This window comes from Flavobacterium xueshanense (genome assembly GCF_900112975.1).
In the GTDB taxonomy this organism is placed as follows: domain Bacteria; phylum Bacteroidota; class Bacteroidia; order Flavobacteriales; family Flavobacteriaceae; genus Flavobacterium; species Flavobacterium xueshanense.
This window is the reverse complement of record NZ_FONQ01000024.1, coordinates 1-20774: the sequence shown is the minus strand read 5'-3', so window position 1 is coordinate 20774 and position 20774 is coordinate 1. Positions and strand designations below refer to the sequence as shown.

Below are 20774 nucleotides of genomic sequence, written 5' to 3'. Positions count from 1 at the left end.
CGTGCGGGGCACTAAGTAGTGCTTCACAGCTAATAATTGGTCAGGTTTTTGTCGATGAATTTGTTTTTGGTGTCAAAGAAGATCACAAACAAGGAAGGAGCAATGATTCAAAAAAAAAGAAATTGATAATCGCCATTGAAACCAATGATACTGGCGGATTTAGAATGGTATATTTTGACCAGCTTGAAGATTATTTGTGTAAAGAAATATGCAAAATATTGATAAACATATTTCCAAATCTGCATTAATAAAAACAGACAAATGAACTGGATATAATCCGTTAAAAAAAGAGTTTAATTTGAAACAGATAAAAACCTCCAAAATTAAATGACTTTGGAGGTTTATACTTTTTGGTGGTCGACAAGGAGTTTGAACCATTACTCCAATAAAATTAAAGCATTTTAAAAGGTATTTTTTTAAAGTAACAAAGATCAAAGTAGTTAGTCTATGTATTCTTGCTTCCCTAATAATACTTTTAGTTACGATATAAAGCAAAACAAAATAGGAGTAATAATTTTTTTTAACAAGTCTTTAGAGAGTATTAAGATTATTTCTTTAACTTTGTTTAATATTTAGATTTTTGATACAAATGAAAAAGTTTCACATTTTATTAATAGTTTTACTTGGCTTCTTTTTGATGCCAACGTTAACTTTTGCGTGTGAAAATAATTCATCGAAACATTCTTCTTCAAAAGAGACTTCCTCAAAAATGGATAAAGATGATTGTTGTAAAAACGATAGTCATTCAAAAACTAAAAACCACCAAGGTTGCGGAGGAAAATGCAGTCATTCTAAATGTGGTTGCGCCTCTACTTGCAACACATCTGTTTCTATTAATGAATTGAATTTTAATAGAAATATTTTTAATTGCGTTTCAGAAAAACAAAATTTTTACAATTACGAAACCTCCATTTCTTCTGGTTTCAATTCTTTGTGGCTTATACCAAAAATAGGCTAAATTTTAAATTTGATATCCATAATTGTGTCAAATAAAAAGCAATTATTGCTTTAAAATCATTTACTATCTCAGTTAATTTCATTTTCAAAAGGGTGGCTTCGTCTCGCTTCATTTTGTTCTTGTTTAACTAATTTAATTTAAAATTATTTTACAATGAAATCACTAAAAAAAACAGTGGTAGCAATAACCCTATTGCTTTCAGTCGTAGTGTCAAATGCGCAAATTAAAAATGCGCAAATCGAAACTGTAAAAATATTTGGAAATTGCGCAATGTGCGAAACTACAATGGAGAAAGCAGGAAGTCTCAAAAAAATCGCCAATATTGATTGGAATATAGACACCAAAGTGGCTACACTCACTTATGATACTAAAAAAACCAATCAAGACGAAATACTGAAACGTATTGCACTTGCGGGTTATGACAGCGAAAAATTCCTTGCTCCCGATGCTGTATATTCAAAACTTGCGGAATGTTGTCAGTACGATCGCGTAGCAAAAGTTGCAGTAAAAAAGGATAGAAAAGGCCAGGAACCTAAAACAGAAATGGTAGGAATGAAAATGTCTAACGATCCTTCTTTGTCTATAAAACAAGAAACAAACCAACTGAAAGCAATTTTCGACAATTATTTCTTATTGAAAGATGCCTTGGTAAAAACAGATGGCGAATCCGCTGTTGCAAGCTCAAAAGAATTATTAACTGCAATCACTGCAGTTAAAATGGAAACATTGAAAATGGATGTACATTTGACTTGGATGAAAGTTTTTAAAGATTTAACTGCTGATGCAAAAAATATTTCTGAAATATAGGATATCAAAAAGCAAAGAGAACTTTTTAAATCATTATCTAAAAATACGTATGAGCTGATAAAAATTTCAAAATTTACTGAACCGTTTTATTATCAATATTGCCCGATGCAAGATGCTAATTGGTTAAGCAAAGAAAATACAATTAAAAATCCATACTATGGTTCCCAAATGTTGAGTTGTGGTAAAACAGTAGAAACAATCAAATAATAAAATTAAAACTTTAAAAAATGAAGAATATATTTTTTACTGCACCAAAAAAACAACTGGTATTGTAATAAAAATGTAAACTTTAAAATATCTAAAAATAACAATTTAAAAAAATAATAAAATGAAAAATCTAATCCTTTCAGCCATAGCAATGGTATTTGTTTTAGTTTCTTGTAACCAAAAAAATAAAGAAGCTGTAACAACTGATTCACAAAAAAAAGAAAGTATTTCACAATTGTATGCGTGTTCCATGCACCCCGAAGTAATAGGAAAAAAAGGAGAAAAATGTTCAAAATGTGGAATGGAATTAACCGAATTAGTTGCACAAAATGAAGCAACTCATGATCATAATGATGGTAGTCATAGTCACAATGATGCGACAGCAGTTGAAGTTAAAACTGACGCTACATCGGTTACCCAAACAACATTTTCTACAAATGAAATAATTTCTGATTATTTAAAACTAAAAAACGCACTCACAAAAGACGATACAAAAGGAGCAGCTAATGCTGGTAAAGCATTATATGCAACATTCAATAAAGTTAATACCAATATAATAGATCCAAAATTGAAAACAGAATATATTGATATTGCTGATGATGCTAAAGAACATGCAGAACACATTGGCGATAATGGTGGAAAGATTGACCACCAAAGAGAACATTTTGCGATGTTGAGTAAAGATGTGAATGATTTGATAAAAATATTTGGAGCAAAACAAAAACTATATCAAGACTTTTGTCCTATATATAACGAAGGAAAAGGGGCGATTTGGATAAGTGAAAGCAAAGAAATAAAAAATCCTTATTATGGTTCGAAAATGCTCACTTGCGGTTCTATGAAAAAACAATTATAAAATGAAATCGCCATGGTTCCAAAATCATAAATTGGAATGAAGAATGGCGATACCATATTCCATTAAAAAACAAATATTATCTTCATATGAAAAAAATCATCAAGAAAATACTCATAATCGGGTTTGTAATTTTTTTGTTGATGCAGTTATATCAACCTGCCCGTAATGAAAGTTATGAGCAGGAATTAACTGCAAATTTTACAAAAATGTACGATGTTCCTAAAAATGTTGAAACTACTTTACGGACATCTTGCTACGATTGTCACAGTAACAATACTAATTATCCATTATATTCTTACATGCAGCCAGCACGGTTTTTTATGGAAGAACACATTAAAGATGGTAAGAAAGATTTGAACTTTAATGAGTTTGGTAGGTATTCCAAACGAAAACAAGGAAACAAATTAGAAGCTATTGTCAAACAAATAAAATCAGATGAAATGCCTTTGGCATCTTACACATTAATTCATAAAAATGCCATTTTGACGCCAACTCAAAAAGAGGAAATAATCAATTGGATTAAAAAAACGAAAGATAGTCTTTCAGTAGAATAATAAATATTATGGTAGAAAAATTAATATCATTTTCACTAAAAAACAGATTTGTAGTCTTACTCGTCTCAGCTTGCTTACTCGCTTGGGGTATTTACAGCGTGCAACAAAACCCTATTGATGCCATTCCTGATTTATCGGAGAATCAAGTTATTGTATTTACAGAATGGATGGGAAGAAGTCCACAGGTCATCGAGGATCAAGTCACTTATCCATTGGTCTCCAACTTACAAGGAATTCCAAAAATCAAAAATATTCGTGCCTCATCTATGTTTGGGATGAGTTTCGTCTATATCATCTTTGAAGATGATGTCGATATATATTGGGCAAGAACTCGTGTGTTGGAAAGATTAAATTATGCCCAGCGATTGTTGCCTCAAAACGTAGTGCCCACATTAGGACCAGATGGAACTGGAGTAGGACATATTTTTTGGTATCATTTAGAAACTAACGGTATGGACTTGGGAGAACAAAGAGCGTTGCAAGATTGGTACGTAAAATTTGCATTACAAACTGTTCCCGGCGTGGCTGAAGTAGCATCATTTGGTGGGTTTGAAAAACAGTACCAATTAGTGTTAGATCCACTGAAAATGCAGTACTACAATGTGAGCATGATGGAAGTAATGAATGCGGTGAAAGCAAATAACAATGATGTTGGTGGTCGAAAATTTGAGATGAGCAACATGTCTTACATAGTGAGAGGTTTGGGTTACATAAAAAACATAAAAGATGTAGAAGAAATTGCTGTTAAAAATTATAACTCCGTTCCGGTAAAAGTAAAAGACATTGGTTCGATACAAATGGGTGGCGATTTGCGTTTGGGAATTTTTGACGAAAATGGAACAGGTGAAGTTGTAGGAGGAATTGTGGTCATGCGTTATGGTGAAAATGCAGATGAAGTGATAAAAGCGGTTAAATTAAAAATGAAAGAAGTTGAAAAAGGATTGCCTGAAGGCGTTTCTTTTAAAACGTCTTATGACCGAAGTGAATTGATTGAAAAAGCTATCGCTTCGGTGAAAGGAACTTTAATTGAAGAAATGATTGTTGTTTCAATTGTTATACTACTTTTTCTTTTTCATTGGCGAAGTGCTTTAATTATCTTAATACAATTGCCTATATCGGTGGCTATTGGCTTTATTTTGCTTGAAGCCTTTGGGATATCATCTAATATTATGTCATTAACTGGGATTGCATTAGCTATCGGTGTCGTCGTCGATGACGGAATTGTAATGGTGGAAAATGCCTATAGGACAATTTCGGAGAAACAGGAAGAAATGGAGAGCAATCAGAATAATTCGAAAATAAAATGATAGATAAAATAAAATGATAGATAAAATAAAAAATATATTCAAAAAAGAACACGACCCCTTATCTTCTGAAGAAAAGTTACAACTTATAGAAAAATCTTCAAAATTAGTTGGCCCGGGTGTCTTTTATTCAACACTCATTGTGATCGCTTCCTTTTTACCTGTATTTCTTCTAACGGGTATGGAAGGTAAATTGTTCAGCCCATTGGCCTGGACAAAATCGTTTATACTTATAGTAGATGCTTTTTTAGCCATTACCCTTACTCCAGTACTAATTAGTTTTCTGCTTAAAGGCAAACTTCGTCCAGAAAACAAAAATCCAATTAACAAAAAACTGGAAAGCATTTATACTCCTATTTTAATTTTTTGTTTAAAATGGAGGAAAACAGTATTGGGTATAAATATAATTGCGCTGCTGATTGGCGTTCTGATGTTTACCCGTTTAGGGACCGAATTTATGCCCCCTCTAGATGAAGGTTCCATGCTTTTTATGCCTGTAACATTACCCGATGTTTCCAATTCTGAGGTAAAAAGAATTTTACAAGTGCAAGACAAATTGATAAAATCGATACCCGAAGTGGCTCATGTTTTAGGAAAAGCAGGACGCGCTAATACAGCAACCGACAACAGTCCCATAAGCATGATTGAAACTATTGTTTTACTAAAACCCCAACACGAATGGAGAGAAGACAAAACCAAAGCAGATATTGTTAATGAAATAAATAATAAACTTCAAATTCCAGGAGTTACAAATGGTTTTACACAGCCCATCATTAATAGGATTAATATGCTTTCTACTGGTATTAGAACCGATGTAGGAATAAAAATTTACGGAGCAAGTTTAGACACTATCAATGTTTTATCTCAAAAAATAAAAAAAGCCCTTGAAGGTACTTCTGGCGTAAAAGATTTATATGCGGAACCAATTACTGGCGGAAAGTACATCGATATCGAGGCAAAAAGAGAGGCTATCGGCAGATACGGACTTACAATAGATGATATAAATAACGTGGTAGAAGCCTCAATTGGCGGCATGAAACTTACTACAACCATAGAAGGAAGACAACGATTTTCTGTAAATGCAAGATATGCTCAAGAATACAGAAATAGTATTGAGGCATTAAAAAAACTCCAAGTGCAAACAATGGAGTTTGGTCCTATTCCATTGGAAGCCGTTGCCGACGTAAAAATAAGCGATGGTCCTCCAATGATAAATAGCGAAAATGCAATGCTACGAGGCAGTGTACTATTTAATGTACGAGATCGTGATCTAGGAAGTACAGTAAAAGAAGCACAAGAAAAATTGAATGCAATGATTACTAAAATGCCAAAAGGCTATTATGTGGAGTGGAGCGGACAGTGGGAAAACCAAATCAGAGCCAATAAAACATTACGCCTGATTTTACCTGTAGTTGTCATCATTATTTTCCTTATTCTTTACTTCACTTATCGTTCCATGAAAGAAGCACTGATTACAATGATAACCGTACCGTTTGCTTTAATTGGTGGGATTTTTATGGTCTATTTTTATGGAATCAATTTATCAGTAGCCGTTGCAGTTGGTTTTATAGCATTGTTTGGAATGGCAATCGAAACCGCGATGTTAATGACTATTTATTTGAATGAAGCAATGAATAAAATGGTAGAAAAACACGGGAACAGTGCCGCAACAATTACAGAAGCAATTTTGAAACAGTACATTATTGACGGTTCAGCCAAAAGGTTGCGACCAAAATTGATGACCGTTTCCGTTTCCTTATTTGGATTAATCCCTATTCTTTGGGCAACAGGAACCGGTGCCGATGTGATGCTGCCAATTACGGTTCCACTTATTGGGGGTACAATTACCTCTACAATTTATGTATTATTAGTAACCCCTATAGTTTTTGAGATGGTGAAACTTCGAGAATTAAAAACAAAAGGCAAAATAGAACTTATAAATGTTAAAGAATAACTATTATATCGCAATAAGCTGTTTGATTTTAAGTACTGCTAATATGGTGGCGCAAACACTTTCGTTGGATACTGTTTTGACGAATATCAAAACAAATAATCCACAACTAAAAATGTATGATGCTGATATTCAAAGTATGGATGCTGCTGCAAAAGGCGCCAAAAGTTGGATGGCACCACAAGTGGAAACGGGTTTTTTTATGACACCTTATAATACCAAAATGTGGAAAGCAAGTGAAATGTCTCCTGGTATGGGATCTTACATGGTGGGCGTTACACAAATGATCCCGAATGCCAGAAAACTTAAGTCTGATTTCAATTACATGAACGCAATGTCATCGGTTGAAAAAGAAAATAAAGAGTACACAATTAATCAATTAAAGGCACTCGCAAAAACAAATTATTACCAATGGTTGGTTTTAAATAAAAAAATAAAAATTGCGGATGATAATTTATTGCTCTTAGGCTATATGATAAAAAGTATGGAAATACGCTACCAGTACAATATGGATAAATTGCCAACCTATTACAAAGCAAAATCGCAATACGGTGCATTAGAAAGTATGATTGTAATGTTACAAAACGACATTTCCCAGAAGCGAATTATGCTGAATACATTGATGGCAAGAGATAAAAACACTTCGTTTGAAATAGATCTAACGTATAAATTAAATGATTTTTATGCTATAAAAACTGATACAACTTCACTTTCTCAAAACCGAAGTGATGTCAAAGCTATTGAAAAAACAATGGTATTAAATCAATTAAAAATTGAAACCGAAAAAGCAAAATTATTACCAGAATTTGGTGTCAAATATGACCATATGTTTGCCTTTGGAGAACAGCCAAAACAATTCTCTTTGATGGGAATGATTACTATTCCAATGCCTTGGTCAACAAAAATGAATAAAGCCAATATCAACAGTTTTAAAATTAAGAATGAAGGTCTAAACTGGCAAAAGCAAATGATTTTGAATGAAGCAGCAGGAATGATTTCGGGTATGAATACCGAACTGATAAACCTAAAAAAACAATATGATATTGCTGAAAAAAATATCATTCCTGCCTTAAAACGAAATTATGATACAGCAATATTGTCGTGGCAAAATAATACAGGAGATTTGTTTGTAGTATTGGATGCTTGGGAAGCATTAAATATGGCGCAAATTGATGCTCTGGATAAGTTACAAAATATTTTAAGCACACAAGTAGAAATTGAAAAACAACTAGAAATCAAATAATTATGAATAAATATTTAAAATATAGTTTAATTTTAATCGTAATTTCTAGTTTAGGATTTGCTGTCTATTTCTTTACAATAAAATCAGATAGTCATTCGGAAATGGAACATCAAAACGAGGTTTATACTTGTTCGATGCATCCTCAAATCATCAGAGATAAACCGGGAAACTGTCCTATTTGCGGAATGACTTTGGTAAAAAAAATAACAGAAAGCCAGGCTGAGGAAGACAATTCTATTGACAATCTGTTGAAACCTACTGATAATTTTATCGTTGGGGATTATCAAACTACAACAGCCAAAGACACGACATTAAGCAGTGAGATAAACTTACCCGGAATAGTGTCATACGATCCAAACTCCTCCGTAAATATTGCTGCTCGAATAAGTGGAAGAATAGAAAAAATGTATGTCAATTACAAGTACCAAAAAGTAGCTAAAGGACAGAAGTTATTTGATTTATACAGCCCCGAATTATTGACAGAACAGCAAAATTTTATTTATTTAATTTCCAATGATTCCGATAATACCTCAATAATTAAAACCTCAAAGCAAAAATTATTGCTTTACGGAATGTCTGTACGTCAGATAAATTCATTGTCTTCTTCCAAAAAAGTAAATCCTCAAGTTTCAATTTACAGTCCAGCTTCTGGAATTGTTCAAGGAACAGAAAAAATGGATAATACAAGCAATTCGACAATGCAAAGTGCAAGTTACAATACCGAAATATTAAATATAAAGGAAGGTAACTACATAAAAAAGGGAGAAGTCGTTTTTAAATTAGTAAATACCGATAAAGTTTGGGGCATCTTTAATGTTAGCCAGGGATACAATAGTCTAATTAAAACCAATCAATCTATCAAAATTGCGACAGAATTAGACAAAAATGAATTCATTGATGCACAAATAAATTTTATTGAAACTCAGTTTAATCCAGCAGATAAATCCAATAGAATTAGGGTATACCTCAACAACAATAAACTAAAATTCCCCATCGGTCTGCGATTACAAGGCATTGTAAAAACAAATCCGACGAAAGCCGTTTGGTTACAAAAACAAGCAGTAGTGAGTATTGGCAGCAAGAAAATAGTTTTTATAAAAATGAATAATGGCTTTAAAGCAACTGCAGTAAAAGCAGGAATTGAAATAGATGATTTTATTCAAATCATCAGTGGAATTTCTGTTGAAGATACCCTCGCTAAAAATGCACAATATTTAATTGATAGCGAAAGCTTTATTAAAACCGAAAAATTATGAAAACGATAAAAATAATAGGCATGCTATCACTACTACTTACCGTATTTATGGCTTGCAATACCAAAAATAAAGATGACCACAGTGCCCATAATAGTAAAGAAACTACTTTTTACACTTGTTCTATGGATCCTCAAGTAAAAGAAGATAAACCAGGGAAATGTCCCATTTGTCATATGGATTTAACGCCTATGAAAAGTGACGACACAGCTGCAAATGAGATAAGCTTGAGTAAACAGCAGCTGCAATTGGGGAACATCACCATGCAAACTATTGCAACAACTCAAAGCAGTTTAGAGCAAAACTATACAGGAGTTTTAACAATTAATCAAGAGGAAATTAATACCATTTCTGCCAGAGCAATGGGGCGAATTGAAAAATTATACTTCAAAACAGTAGGAGATTACGTTGCTAAAAATGAACCAATATATCAATTGTACAGTGAAGATATTGCTATTGCTAAACAAGATTACTTCACAGCATACAAACAACTTACCATGCCGGGTGATTTTGGAAAAAATGCACGTACGATGCTTATTGCTGCCAAACAAAAATTATTATTCTACGGTTTATCCAATGCCCAAATTGAAACTATAAAATCGAGTAAAGAAATTTCTCCGTACACTATTTTCTATAGTAATAGCAGTGGAACTATCTCAGAGATAATAGCAACAGAAGGCAGTTATGCAATGGAGGGTGCTGGTATAATTAAATTGGCAAATTTAAATAGTCTTTGGCTCGAAACACAGGTAAATATAAATTATGCAAAAAGCATGCACCTTGGACAAAACGCTACAGTTTCATTCACTGATTTTCCTGATAAATCTATCATTGCAAAAATTACCTTCATCAATCCTGAAATAAATCCAGATACCAGACTGCTTTTAATTCGAATGGAAATACCTAATCAAAATTTGCTGTTAAAACCCGGGATGCAGGCAATTGCAAGATTGACACAATCCAATATAAAAGGCGTATTTATACCCAGTGATGCGGTCATAAGAGAAGAAAACGCTTCTTACATCTGGATTGAAAAAAGATCAGGAGTATTTGAAAGCCTAATGGTAGAAACTGGATTAGAAATTAATGGGATGATTGAAATTAAATCGGAAATGGATCCAACCAAAAAAGTAGTGATTACCGGGGCCTATGCCATAAACAGTGAATACAAATTTCGTAAAGGAAATGATCCTATGGCGGGAATGGAAATGTAATAGTAGGTGTAAAAATTAAAAGCAAACTTATACCTAAAAGTAAAGATGACTAACCTTACTCAAATAGTCCAACAATACAAAAGCGAAAGTGTTTATAATACTTGGTTTGTCGATAACTACCAAAGGCTTAAAGCATTTCGAACCATTCGTAGAGTGGGTTTGCAAGTCATTGACGATATCAAAAACAAGACTTTTCCAAATGATTTTAAAGGGAGTGGTTTAGAATTTGTGTTGAGTTGTATTGCAGAACAAAAACAAATTTTTGTAAGAGTGGCACATTCTTTTTATTGGAAACCAAAATTGCGAATTCCGGATATTTACGAAAAACCAAACAATAAAATTGCTTTCGGTCAATTTCTCGAAAACTGCATCAATGCCAAAACAGAAGCACAAGTTGTAAAAGAAATCGTAAAATTGAATAAATTAAAAATAAAAGGTTTTGGTCCAGCGGTAGCGAGTATTTTATATTTTTTGCATCCCACTTGGTTTCCGCCATTTAAGGCGGCAATTCTCAACGGATTTAATTTTCTATTCAAGGACAAAAAGAAGTTAGGAAGTTGGACAGAATATTTAAAAATTAGAGAGACAATAATAGAAACCAATTGCAAACATAAATCTGAATTATCAAATGATTTAGGAGCGATTTCGGGTTTGTGTTTTGAAATTGGAACCCAAAAAATGTTAATTGGTAATGATGAATATTTAAGCGAAGACGAACGTACTCGGTTTGAAAAGAACATCATAAAACGACAAAAAGAAATTCAGGAAGAAAAATTAGCAGAAAATCTTCCTAACGAAATGCAGTACCACTTACTTAAAATTGGAGTGTCATTGGGTTATGATGTTACACCAGCCAGTAATGATAAAAGTAAAGCGTTCAATGGTCAAAGTTTTTCGTTTATATCAATTAGTAAATTTCCAGAATTACCAACGGACAAAGACACCCAAAACACGATTAAACTCATTGATGTACTTTGGTTTAAAAAAGGAACAAACAAAATCATCGGTGCTTTTGAAGTAAAAAAAAGCACCAGTATTTATTCTGGTATTTTACGCCTTTCCGATTTATATTTTAGTATTTCAAACGGAGAAAAAGTCTTCTATATCATCATTCCGGACAGTCGCGAAAAAGATGTAATTCAACAATTAAACAGACCAGTGATTAAAAATTCAAAAATGAATATTAAATACATACTGTTTTCAGAATTGCGAAGTCAATGTGATGCGATTTGTAAATTTGGTTCAGATTATTCCATTATAGAAAAAATAGCAAAATCAATTTAAAAATGAAATTAACAAATAGCATAGACAAATTGGGAACGATCGGTCTGTTTACAACAGCACTATTTTCACCTTGCTGTTTTCCCCTTTTTGCATTCGGAGCATCAACATTTGGATTGGGTAGTTTTGAGTTGTTTGGGGGGTGGACAATGTGGATATTTCTGGTAATGGTTTTAATTTCTGTTATAGGATTAATCATTTCTTATCGCAAACATCGTCGTGTTTATCCTTTATTGATAGCGGTACCATCGGTTTTATTAATTTATTACGGATACTATTTTAACAGCAACCCATATTTTATTTATATAGGTATGTTTGGATTGCTGATAGCAACTGGAGTAAATTATTATAGAAATAAATTGTACAATACTTGTAACACTTGTATAATCTACAACGGTGGGGAAGTGGAACTAAAATCAACTTTGAATTGTCCCAATTGCGGACATAAAAAAGACGAAATAATGCCTACAGATGCTTGTCAATTCTTTTATGAATGCGAGAATTGTAAGCTCATATTAAAACCCAAACAAGGCGATTGTTGTGTTTATTGTAGTTATGGTACAGTTAAATGTCCATCAATACAGGCGGGTGAAAGTTGTTGTTAATGCCAATCTAAATAAATGAACTAAATGATTAAAGGAAAAAAAGTAAAATGGATTAGAAAATCCCATCGATATTTAGGAATATTTTTAGGTCTTCAATTCTTAATGTGGACCATTAGCGGTTTGTATTTTAGTTGGACTAACATTGATGACATTCATGGGATGCAATTTCATAAAAAAGGAATTGTTGCCGAGTCGTTTTCGGGTTTAATAAGTCCTTCGCTTCTTTATCCTTCGATAGCAATTCAATCTATAGAATTAAGAGCAATTAATAAAGAGCCTTTTTATTGGGTTAATGAGAAGATGCTCTATAATGCCAAAACAGGGGAGTTGAACAAAGGCATCACTAAAGAAGAAGCATTAACAATTGCAGATAAAAATATTGTATCAGGTTTAATAGTAAAAGAAATACAACTTATTAAGGAAGTAGGGAAACACCATGAATATAGAGAGCATTTACTACCTGCCTATGTTATTTCATACCAAGAACCAAATAATTTAAAGGTTTATATTTCAGCAAATGATGGCGCTTTTCAAACGATTAGACACCGTGATTGGAGATGGTTTGATTTTTTATGGATGACCCATACTATGGATTATGAGGGTAGAGACAATATGAATAATATTGTTCTAAGAATTTTTTCATTATTAGGGTTAATAACTGTTTTAAGTGGTTTTTTACTTTGGTATATCTCTTCACCTACCATTAGAAAAATTTGGAAGAAAATAAAAAAATAATTTAAAATAATACAACAAACCATAAAATCAATTTAAAATTAAAAACCATGAAAAAAGTAATTCTAATACATTTCTTTATTTTACAAGCATTAGTAATTTCGGCACAAGAAAAAGTTCAAATAAAACTAACTTCTGCAAGTCCATCTGCATCATTTGAACAAGAATTGGGTAGTGCAATAATCAAAGTTTCTTACAGCAGACCACTAACAAGAGGCAGAAAAATATTTGGTGAATTAGTGCCTTTTGAAAAACTCTGGCGAACTGGTGCCAGTGATTGTACTTCAATAACCACCAACGAAGATATTGTATTTGGAAATACTACTTTAAAAATGGGTAGTTACTCAATATTCACAATACCTTCAAAAAAGGAATGGACAATAATTGTAAATACAGATACGACATTACATGGAGAAACCGGATACGATGCCAAAAAAGATGTTTTTCGTTTTACAGTTCCAGTAGAAAGCATACCCAATTTCTATGAAACATTTACAATCGAAATAAATGATATTAACAGTAAAGGGGAGGGGTTTCTAAAAATAATATGGGAAAATTCAATGATTAAAATTCCATTAAAAAGTAAAGCAGATGAAACTATTTTAGCAGTAATAGATAAAAACATCATTAAAGAAAAAACCCTTGATTCTAATTTATTATTTCAAGCAGCAAACTATTATTACAGTACAAACAGAGATTATAAACAAGCAATAGCTTGGCTTATTGAAGCCGAGAAATTAGATCCGCAAAATTTTTACTATCCAAATTTAAGACAAAAAATCGCAACAGAACTAAAAGACTATCCAAGTGCAATTGAAGCAGGTAAAAAAGCTTTATCAATAGCAGAATTAAAAAAAATGAAAAGTGCAGAATCACTCAAAAAACAAATTTTAGAATTGGAATTGCTATTGAAAAAATAAATTAATTTAAATCAAAAATTATGGAAATGAAACACACAACAGGAGAGCATTCAAAAGAATTAAGTTTGACTATGTACAAGAAATTAGCGATTATGATAGTGGTATCATTTATAGCTATGTACATACTAATGTATTCAATGGTAGATGTTTTTGCCAATGTAGTACCCAATATAAACCAATTTTACATGGCTGGACTGATGACCATGCCGATGCTCATAATTGAACTTCTAGTAATGGGTAGCATGTACGGAAATAAGAAATTAAATATTTCACTGGTTGTCACTGGTTTTATTGCTTTAATTCTATTTTTTACAGGTATTAGGCAACAGACGGCAGTTGGGGATAAAGAATTTTTAAAATCAATGATACCACACCATGCTGCAGCAATATTAATGGGTAAAGAGTCATCGGTTACCGACCCTGAAATAAAGGAATTAATTAAAAATATTATTACCAGCCAACAAACGGAGATTGAACAGATGAAAGCAAAGCTCAAAGAATTAGACAAATAACTGTAAAAGAATTAGTAAATCAATTTTAAACTAAAAAAAATTATAGTATTAATATTCATTATGTCTATTTATTCCTTAGCCCAAGCACAGGATATGAAAGGTATGAATATGTCAAAAAAAGAAAAGACGCAAAAGGTGCAGCCCACAACGTATACCTGCCCTATGCACCCCGAAATTCACGCTGACAAACCGGGAAAATGCCCTAAATGCGGATGATGAAATGCAAATTCCCATGAAAACGGCTTCTAAAAAGAAGGACAACATGGACAATATGAAAACGGATAATAATGAGGCCCCTCAAAATCGTGAGATGGGCAAAATGGATATGCCAAAAGCAAACTTAGACTTTATAACGACAATTGTAAACAACACACCGCCAGAACAGTTCGATACGATTTATATGTGCAAGACGCCATTGTAAATTTTACGGGTAAACCTAAAAGAGCCATTGCAATAAACGGACAAATACGAATCCCAAGACTTACGTTTACGGAAGGCGATATCGCTTAAATTTATGTTTATAATGAACTAAACGAAGAAACTTCTCTCCATTGGCAAGGCTTGTTTTTACCTAACAAAAAAGATGGTGTGCCAAACCATACACAAATGACAATCAAACCGCATACTACACATTTTTATAAACTTCCAATTATTCAACACGGAACCCATTGGTACCATAGTCATACCGTTTGACAGGAACAAATAGGAATGTAAGGTTCTTTTATTATGAATAAAAGAGAAGAAACTTGCCATTCCCACCGTGCCCATAGTTTTAAGTGAGTATACTGATATGAATCCCAATAATGTACATCGAATGCTGCATAAAGCTTCGGATTGATTTACTATTAAAAAAGGAACAACCCAGAGTTATACAGAGGCTATAAGAAGCGGCTATTTTAAAAGCAAACTTAATAACGAATGGAAACGAATTAACGCGATGGATGTGAGCGATGTGTACTACTATAAATTCTTAATAAACGGAAAAAGTGAAAGCCAACTTTCACAATTTAAAGCAGGCGATAAAGTGCGATTACGTATATCAAATGGTGGTGCCTTTACATATTTTTGGCGTACGTATGCCGGAGGTAAAATGACAGTTGTAGCACGCGATGGTAACGATATAGAACCAGCTGAAGTAGATCAGAAAATCATTGCGGTTTCCGATACCTACGATGTTTTCGTTACCATTCCTGCCGATAAAACTGCCTATGAATTTTTAGTTACATCCGAAGATCATACAAAATCAGCCTTATTATATTTAGGCGACGATTTAAAGCAATTAACGGCTCCGCTACCCAAGTTAAAATATTTTGAAGGAATGAAGATGATGAACGGCATGATGAAAATGAAAGGAGATCTAGACGATATGGGTATGCAGATGTCGCTTAACCAAATGGACATGAACGTAGTCATGTATCCGGAAATAACTGGCGAGCTAAAGAAAAAAGGCGACTATAAAATGCCAGGCATGAATAGGAACGGAGATAAAATGGAAATGAAAAAAGAGGAAATGAAAGATAAGAATATGGGCAATAAAAAAAAAGATGCGATGAATATGGGCGACCATAAAATGCACGGCATGGACAATCAATATGATTCCAATTCTCATTCTGATATCTTGACCTTGAACAATGCCATGATGAAATCTCCAATTAAGACAACCCTTCCTAAAGATGCACCAGTAAAAGAATTAAAGTTTGAACTTACCGGAAATATGAATCGTTATGTTTGAAGTATTGATAACAAAGTAATTTCAGAAAGTGATAAAATCTTAATCAAAAAAGGAGAAATCGGACGCATGATACTTCATAACAATTCTACGATGCGCCATCCAATGCACTTGCACGAACATGATTTTAGGGTAAGCAACGGACAATAAGATTACGCTTCAATGAAAAACATCATTGACATCATGCCAATGGAAACTGATACGCTCGAATTTGCAGCCACCGACAGCGGCGATTGGTTTTTTTATTGTCATATTTTATATCACATGATGAGCGGAATAGACAGGGTTTTTTGTTATGAAAACTCCCCTGCAAATTCATTAATCCCAGACCCTAAATTGGCGCAACGCAAATTGTTTGCTGACGATAGAGCATTTCACTTCATGGCAGAAAATGATTTTGAAACAAACGGGAACGATGGAGAAGCAATGTATCAAAGTACACGTTGGAGTATTGGCACCAAATGGCGATTGGGATACAACGATTATCACGGTTATGAAACCGAAACCGATATTGGAAGATACATTGGAAAAATGCAATCGTTAATGCCTTTTATCGGTTTTGATTGGAGATACAGAAAAATGGGTGTAGACGAGCAAGAAAGAAATTTATTTGGTTAAACCAATACCAAAGACAAGAGAGCTATTTTTAGCGCAGGGGTTAATTGGACTTTACCAATGTTTATAATGGCACAAGCCGAAGTGTTTACTGATTGAAATGTGCGTTTACAGTTTGAACGAAAAGATATCCCAGTCTCTAAACGATTACGAACGAGTTTAATGTGGGACACCAACAAAGAATATATGGCGGGCTTACGTTATATTATCAAAATAAATTTTAGAATCAATACACACTATGATAGTGATATGAGAATTGGATTAGGTGCTACTTTAAATTATTAAGAAACTCAAATTTTAAATTTGTAGAAAGGATACTTGTTCTAAAAGACAAGTGTCTTTATTTTGCAATTACATTTTTTATAAAATCAAATTACATTCCTGATAATGTGTGAATTATATAATTTATATTAAAATTTCACAATACTTTTTCAAGTTAAAAAGCTACCTTTAAGATGCGAAAACTAATTCGCAATTTAAAGGTAAAAAAGATGAGTCATCAAAAATTTAAAGAGTGTATCGATGCATGTTTGGAATGTGCAGTAGAATGTTCGCATTGCGAAAGTGAATGCTTAAATGAGCAAGACGTAAAAATGCTAGCGCGTTGCATAAAACTAGATCATGATTGTGCAGCCATTTGTTTATTTGCAATTCAGGCTATGGCAAGCGGTAGTGAGTTTGCGGAAAAAATCTGTAAGTTATGCGCTGAAATTTGTACTGCCTGCGCCGAAGAATGTGAAAAACATGCACATATGGAGCATTGCAAAAATTGTGCGGAAGCCTGTCGAAAATGTGCTGTTGAATGTAGTAATATGAGTAAAATGTAAGTATTCAAATCTCTTAGATTAAGTTTCGTTTAGAGGAATTATTTAAGAGATTTTAAAGAATAAAAATTACATACTTCGAAAACGGTATAAAAAAGCATATTAATTATTTATTTCTGGGCGATCCAAAACTGATGTAAATCAAACTCTTTTAAATTCAGAAAGGAAAAAATATTTAAGGATATTAGTCCCAATTATAGCGATATGTCTAAAGATGTGCAAGCCATGATGAATAGTAATAAAGCAAAAATGATGATAAATCACCAGAATTTGATGAAATGATGAAGGATAATCAAAATAGGTTGAAAGTAATGATAACTGAAATTATGGAAGTATCTAAAGCTGTTGCTACATGAGCTCTAAAATCTATAAATTGATGAAAGATAAACTTAGAATGACGGATATGATCGAAGGTAAAAAAAATGCAATCATAAAAAATGATTGGTATAGATAAAAATACGGATATGTCCAAATAAAACAAATACAAACAACAATAAAATAGAAAGAAAATGGAAACTCAAAAAACGTACACCTGCCCAATGCACCCAGAAGTTACATCGGACAAACCCGGAAAATGTTCCAAATGCGGAATGAATTTAGTAGAGGAAAAAGAATAAAAATATTACTAGCAACTGATGGTTTAAAATATAGTAAATTAGTAATTAATGAAATTACCAACAAACCATTTTTCAGCCAAAACCGAAGTGTGTATTGTTCTGTTTATGAAAGAATATTGTTAAAAAATACTCTTAAGCAAATGGGAGTTTCACATAAATAGTATGCTGAAGTTGATCGTAACGCTTTTAAAAACGCAGCAAAAATTATTAAAAATGCAGCGAAAATTTTGCGTAATAAAAATCCGGCTTTAATTGTAACTACAATGGTTATTTGTGGCTCTCCAAAAAGTGTAATACTTAAAGCAGCTGAAACGTTCGGTACTGATTTGATTATCGTTGGTTCTCATTGTCATGGAGCTATAGAGGTCTTTCTGCTTGGCTCGGTTTACTGAGCGGGAGCAATACATGTAGAGTGTTCTGTGGAGATTTTACGAAAATAAAATGAAACAGTGACAATAGTTTAAAGTAAGGAATTAAATTCTTTTAATAAAGAATAGAATTCGTTTAAGGCTGTCCTTTTTTTATTAAATTATATTGATTGATAAAAGAAAGTAATTATATTTTTTTTTTAAGATTCAACAATGTTTTTTTAGTGTAAAACGCACACCTTTATACAGTTAATATGTTTAAAAAATAAATTTAATATTATGAAAACAGTACAAAAAGTTGCATTATCGATTGGTTTAATTGGTCTTTTATATTCCTGCCAGTCAACAAACCAAGTTCTCTCAAAATCAGATAAGAGAATGGAAATTATGAATGAGATTGCTAATAATGAAAGTATGTCAAAAGAGATGATGGGGATACTTATGAATAGCAAAAGCGGTATGATGATGATGCAGGAGAAGGAAAAAGAAATGATGAGGGACAGTCATGCGAAAATGATGGGAATGATGAAGGAAAATCCGGAAATGATGAAAAGTATGATGTCAGAGATGATGATGAAGAATCCAGAAATGATGAAAGAAAATCATGCTAAAATGATGGCAATGATGAAAGAAAATCCTGAAATGATGAAAAGCATGATGTCAGAAATGATGAAAGGGATGAAAGATAATCCAGAAATGATGAAAAACATGATGTCAAAAATGATAGAATCATCACAAGGCGATGACGCGATGATGTCTGGAATGTGCAAGGAGATGATGGGAAATGAGAAAATGATGAAAATGATGGAGAAAATGAAAAAAGAAAAAATGGACATGAATAATATGAAAAGAATGGATAAAAAACAGTAAAAGAAAGAAGATAATAAAGCGCATCATTAATAATTTATTTAACCTTAATACTATAAAATTATGTTGGATAACGGCAACGGAGAAATGCATATGGGGGAATACTCTTTCATGGGAATGCACATGTTTTGGTGGGTTTTTATAGTAATTATTCTTTTAATATTCTTTATAGGAGCCAACAATTTCAGAAGAAGAAAGTGATAAATGCAAAATTTAGAATTATAGAAACGAGAATAATAGTAGCATCAGCATTTATACTCGCTGAGAGCTCCTTTGCGTATGCAGAAAATAAAAACAGAAGGAGAATTTTCAAAAAAATGGATATTCTCTAGACGCAGTTTGTAACCAACACTTGTTAAATGAATTCTGAAATTCATGCCACTAAACCGGGAAAATGTCCCAAATGCGGTATGAATTTAATTAAAGAGAAAGCAAAATTGGTAACTAAATCCGTTCAAAAAATGTTTACAATTGCTTTTCTCTATTTGAAATATTCTCCATTACTTTTAAAAGCAGCTCGGTTATTTTCATTTGAATTGTTCTGCTCGTGGTGTTCCATCATTTCGTCTGAATTTTTAAGAGAATTTACATACGCATAGACATAAAGGATCTCTTCTTCGCTCAAAGTGTTTTCCCATGTTTCCATTGCAGTTCCTTTCATACCTTTTTTTATGAGGTATATTCGTCCCTGATTTGAATAAAATAACGAATGTTGAGGTTCAGTAAAATCTGCTGGCTTAGGTTATAATGTCACTACTCGCGGACCATCAGCTTTACCGTTATTACTGTTACAAATTACACAATATATTGTGAATATGTTTTTACCTTGTGCAAGTTGTTTCTCTGTATCGAAAGATAATGGCTGATTGTATTTTTCGCACAATTCCTGCTTTAACCATTCTTGAATTTCATCCAATAATTGTAAATGCTCTCTATTTTCTTATTCCTTTTGTTGAGGGTGGTTCCGTTGAACTTGTTTCTCTTTTTTTTCTTAATTCTGATAGGAAGTAAGCATCAGCAGGGACATGAATGCGGTAATGATTGCCAACTTGATTTTGATAGTACCGAAGAGTTTACACGGAGTGTGATTGAAGATCGCACGATATTGTTTTGATTTTTTCATAGTTGTCGTCTAAGTTTTTACATTAAACCAAATACAAATACTCAATAATTTACATCATTAAAAAACACTATATTTAATGATAAATCATCATAACTTAATAATTTAGTGTGAATTTATGGTCTATTTAAAGATGCAACCATGGACTTGCTAACTTTACCTGCATAAAAAGTTAAGAATAAAACCTTAATTTTAACATATGAAACAAGTGCGTAAAATTTATGACCGAGCTTTTAA

General features: G+C 32.7%; 21 protein-coding genes and 3 pseudogenes. 23 read left to right on the top strand and 1 reads right to left on the bottom strand.

The features are described from left to right. Positions 1-589: 589 nt before the first annotated feature. The 23 genes and pseudogenes from BMZ76_RS15300 to BMZ76_RS16550 form a co-directional block, all read left to right on the top strand. Positions 590-958: a hypothetical protein gene (locus tag BMZ76_RS15300; RefSeq protein WP_091209082.1), complete on the top strand. Its 369-nt coding sequence runs from the start codon at positions 590-592 to the stop codon at positions 956-958. Between the two features lie 153 nt (positions 959-1111). Continuing rightward, a complete protein-coding gene (locus tag BMZ76_RS15295; RefSeq protein ID WP_449757009.1) occupies positions 1112-1765 on the top strand; it encodes a DUF3347 domain-containing protein in 654 nt (217 codons plus the stop codon). A 328-nt stretch (positions 1766-2093) separates the two neighbouring features. Then, entirely contained in the window at positions 2094-2828 is a 735-nt protein-coding gene (locus tag BMZ76_RS15290) for a DUF3347 domain-containing protein (protein WP_091209080.1), read from the top strand. Positions 2829-2914: 86 nt separating this feature from the next. Beyond that, positions 2915-3382, top strand: coding sequence for a heme-binding domain-containing protein (locus BMZ76_RS15285; protein ID WP_091209076.1), 468 nt, complete (start codon positions 2915-2917; stop codon positions 3380-3382). An 8-nt stretch (positions 3383-3390) separates the two neighbouring features. Next, the gene (locus BMZ76_RS15280) at positions 3391-4689 is read left to right on the top strand and encodes an efflux RND transporter permease subunit (protein WP_091209073.1); all 1299 of its coding nucleotides are present in this window, start codon (positions 3391-3393) and stop codon (positions 4687-4689) included. Positions 4690-4702: 13 nt separating this feature from the next. Beyond that, positions 4703-6640, top strand: coding sequence for an efflux RND transporter permease subunit (locus BMZ76_RS15275; RefSeq protein ID WP_091209069.1), 1938 nt, complete (start codon positions 4703-4705; stop codon positions 6638-6640). Further along, a complete protein-coding gene (locus BMZ76_RS15270; protein ID WP_091209064.1) occupies positions 6627-7880 on the top strand; it encodes a TolC family protein in 1254 nt (417 codons plus the stop codon). The genes BMZ76_RS15275 and BMZ76_RS15270 overlap by 14 nt, the downstream gene beginning before the upstream one ends. Before the next feature lie 2 nt (positions 7881-7882). After that, positions 7883-9136: a heavy metal-binding domain-containing protein gene (locus BMZ76_RS15265; protein ID WP_091209060.1), complete on the top strand. Its 1254-nt coding sequence runs from the start codon at positions 7883-7885 to the stop codon at positions 9134-9136. Then, a complete protein-coding gene (locus BMZ76_RS15260; RefSeq protein WP_091209057.1) occupies positions 9133-10347 on the top strand; it encodes a heavy metal-binding domain-containing protein in 1215 nt (404 codons plus the stop codon). Before BMZ76_RS15265 ends, BMZ76_RS15260 begins: the two co-directional genes overlap by 4 nt. Positions 10348-10392: 45 nt before the next feature. Beyond that, on the top strand, positions 10393-11631 hold the full coding sequence (locus tag BMZ76_RS15255) for a hypothetical protein (RefSeq protein ID WP_091209053.1): 1239 nt from the start codon (positions 10393-10395) through the stop codon (positions 11629-11631). A gap of 2 nt (positions 11632-11633) precedes the next feature. Continuing rightward, positions 11634-11963: pseudogene (locus tag BMZ76_RS16255) on the top strand (MerC domain-containing protein); the annotation flags it as partial. A 51-nt stretch (positions 11964-12014) separates the two neighbouring features. Further along, a complete protein-coding gene (locus BMZ76_RS16250) occupies positions 12015-12233 on the top strand; it encodes a GDCCVxC domain-containing (seleno)protein (RefSeq protein WP_244281837.1) in 219 nt (72 codons plus the stop codon). Between the two features lie 24 nt (positions 12234-12257). Next, the gene (locus BMZ76_RS15245) at positions 12258-12968 is read left to right on the top strand and encodes a PepSY domain-containing protein (protein ID WP_091209045.1); all 711 of its coding nucleotides are present in this window, start codon (positions 12258-12260) and stop codon (positions 12966-12968) included. Between the two features lie 47 nt (positions 12969-13015). Beyond that, a complete protein-coding gene (locus BMZ76_RS15240) occupies positions 13016-13885 on the top strand; it encodes a DUF2911 domain-containing protein (RefSeq protein WP_091209042.1) in 870 nt (289 codons plus the stop codon). Positions 13886-13911: 26 nt separating this feature from the next. Next, positions 13912-14397 carry a DUF305 domain-containing protein gene (locus tag BMZ76_RS15235; protein WP_244281836.1) on the top strand — a complete coding sequence of 162 codons (486 nt, stop codon included), beginning with the start codon at positions 13912-13914 and terminating at the stop codon, positions 14395-14397. 60 nt (positions 14398-14457) lie between these two features. Then, positions 14458-14613 (top strand): heavy metal-binding domain-containing protein, encoded by a 156-nt coding sequence (locus BMZ76_RS16560; RefSeq protein ID WP_396230413.1) that lies wholly within the window; start codon positions 14458-14460, stop codon positions 14611-14613. A 4-nt stretch (positions 14614-14617) separates the two neighbouring features. Beyond that, positions 14618-14818, top strand: coding sequence for a hypothetical protein (locus BMZ76_RS15230; protein ID WP_091209034.1), 201 nt, complete (start codon positions 14618-14620; stop codon positions 14816-14818). Continuing rightward, a pseudogene (locus tag BMZ76_RS15225) lies at positions 14800-17026 on the top strand (multicopper oxidase family protein). Before BMZ76_RS15230 ends, BMZ76_RS15225 begins: the two are co-directional and overlap by 19 nt. A gap of 206 nt (positions 17027-17232) precedes the next feature. Next, positions 17233-17568, top strand: a complete 336-nt coding sequence (locus BMZ76_RS15220; protein WP_091209114.1) for a four-helix bundle copper-binding protein — start codon at positions 17233-17235, stop codon at positions 17566-17568. A gap of 506 nt (positions 17569-18074) precedes the next feature. Then, positions 18075-18182 (top strand): heavy metal-binding domain-containing protein, encoded by a 108-nt coding sequence (locus BMZ76_RS16245; RefSeq protein WP_235832096.1) that lies wholly within the window; start codon positions 18075-18077, stop codon positions 18180-18182. Between the two features lie 203 nt (positions 18183-18385). After that, the gene (locus BMZ76_RS16555) at positions 18386-18574 is read left to right on the top strand and encodes a universal stress protein (protein WP_091209030.1); all 189 of its coding nucleotides are present in this window, start codon (positions 18386-18388) and stop codon (positions 18572-18574) included. Positions 18575-18829: 255 nt separating this feature from the next. Next, positions 18830-19420 (top strand): membrane or secreted protein, encoded by a 591-nt coding sequence (locus BMZ76_RS15210; protein WP_091209027.1) that lies wholly within the window; start codon positions 18830-18832, stop codon positions 19418-19420. A gap of 356 nt (positions 19421-19776) precedes the next feature. Next, a pseudogene (locus tag BMZ76_RS16550) lies at positions 19777-19836 on the top strand (heavy metal-binding domain-containing protein); the annotation flags it as partial. A gap of 62 nt (positions 19837-19898) precedes the next feature. On the opposite strand, the gene BMZ76_RS15205 reads toward BMZ76_RS16550, so the two are convergent. Continuing rightward, positions 19899-20078 carry a hypothetical protein gene (locus BMZ76_RS15205; protein WP_091209022.1) on the bottom strand — a complete coding sequence of 60 codons (180 nt, stop codon included), beginning with the start codon at positions 20076-20078 and terminating at the stop codon, positions 19899-19901. Between the last annotated feature and the right edge of the window lie 696 nt (positions 20079-20774).

Excerpts from the sequence above, each read along its gene's own strand:
- BMZ76_RS15280 (WP_091209073.1), top strand. The coding sequence starts at position 3,391 with ATGGTAGAAAAATTAATATCATTTTCACTAAAAAACAGATTTGTAGTC.
- BMZ76_RS15260 (WP_091209057.1), top strand. The coding sequence starts at position 9,133 with ATGAAAACGATAAAAATAATAGGCATGCTATCACTACTACTTACCGTA.
- BMZ76_RS15205 (WP_091209022.1), bottom strand. The coding sequence starts at position 20,078 with ATGAAAGGAACTGCAATGGAAACATGGGAAAACACTTTGAGCGAAGAA.
- BMZ76_RS15295 (WP_449757009.1), top strand. The coding sequence starts at position 1,112 with ATGAAATCACTAAAAAAAACAGTGGTAGCAATAACCCTATTGCTTTCA.
- BMZ76_RS15255 (WP_091209053.1), top strand. The coding sequence starts at position 10,393 with ATGACTAACCTTACTCAAATAGTCCAACAATACAAAAGCGAAAGTGTT.
- BMZ76_RS15230 (WP_091209034.1), top strand. The coding sequence starts at position 14,618 with ATGCAAATTCCCATGAAAACGGCTTCTAAAAAGAAGGACAACATGGAC.
- BMZ76_RS15270 (WP_091209064.1), top strand. The coding sequence starts at position 6,627 with ATGTTAAAGAATAACTATTATATCGCAATAAGCTGTTTGATTTTAAGT.
- BMZ76_RS15210 (WP_091209027.1), top strand. The coding sequence starts at position 18,830 with ATGAAAACAGTACAAAAAGTTGCATTATCGATTGGTTTAATTGGTCTT.
- BMZ76_RS15275 (WP_091209069.1), top strand. The coding sequence starts at position 4,703 with ATGATAGATAAAATAAAAAATATATTCAAAAAAGAACACGACCCCTTA.
- BMZ76_RS15285 (WP_091209076.1), top strand. The coding sequence starts at position 2,915 with ATGAAAAAAATCATCAAGAAAATACTCATAATCGGGTTTGTAATTTTT.
- BMZ76_RS15265 (WP_091209060.1), top strand. The coding sequence starts at position 7,883 with ATGAATAAATATTTAAAATATAGTTTAATTTTAATCGTAATTTCTAGT.
- BMZ76_RS15290 (WP_091209080.1), top strand. The coding sequence starts at position 2,094 with ATGAAAAATCTAATCCTTTCAGCCATAGCAATGGTATTTGTTTTAGTT.
- BMZ76_RS15300 (WP_091209082.1), top strand. The coding sequence starts at position 590 with ATGAAAAAGTTTCACATTTTATTAATAGTTTTACTTGGCTTCTTTTTG.
- BMZ76_RS16560 (WP_396230413.1), top strand. The coding sequence starts at position 14,458 with ATGTCTATTTATTCCTTAGCCCAAGCACAGGATATGAAAGGTATGAAT.
- BMZ76_RS16245 (WP_235832096.1), top strand. The coding sequence starts at position 18,075 with ATGGAAACTCAAAAAACGTACACCTGCCCAATGCACCCAGAAGTTACA.
- BMZ76_RS15245 (WP_091209045.1), top strand. The coding sequence starts at position 12,258 with ATGATTAAAGGAAAAAAAGTAAAATGGATTAGAAAATCCCATCGATAT.
- BMZ76_RS15220 (WP_091209114.1), top strand. The coding sequence starts at position 17,233 with ATGAGTCATCAAAAATTTAAAGAGTGTATCGATGCATGTTTGGAATGT.
- BMZ76_RS15235 (WP_244281836.1), top strand. The coding sequence starts at position 13,912 with ATGAAACACACAACAGGAGAGCATTCAAAAGAATTAAGTTTGACTATG.
- BMZ76_RS15240 (WP_091209042.1), top strand. The coding sequence starts at position 13,016 with ATGAAAAAAGTAATTCTAATACATTTCTTTATTTTACAAGCATTAGTA.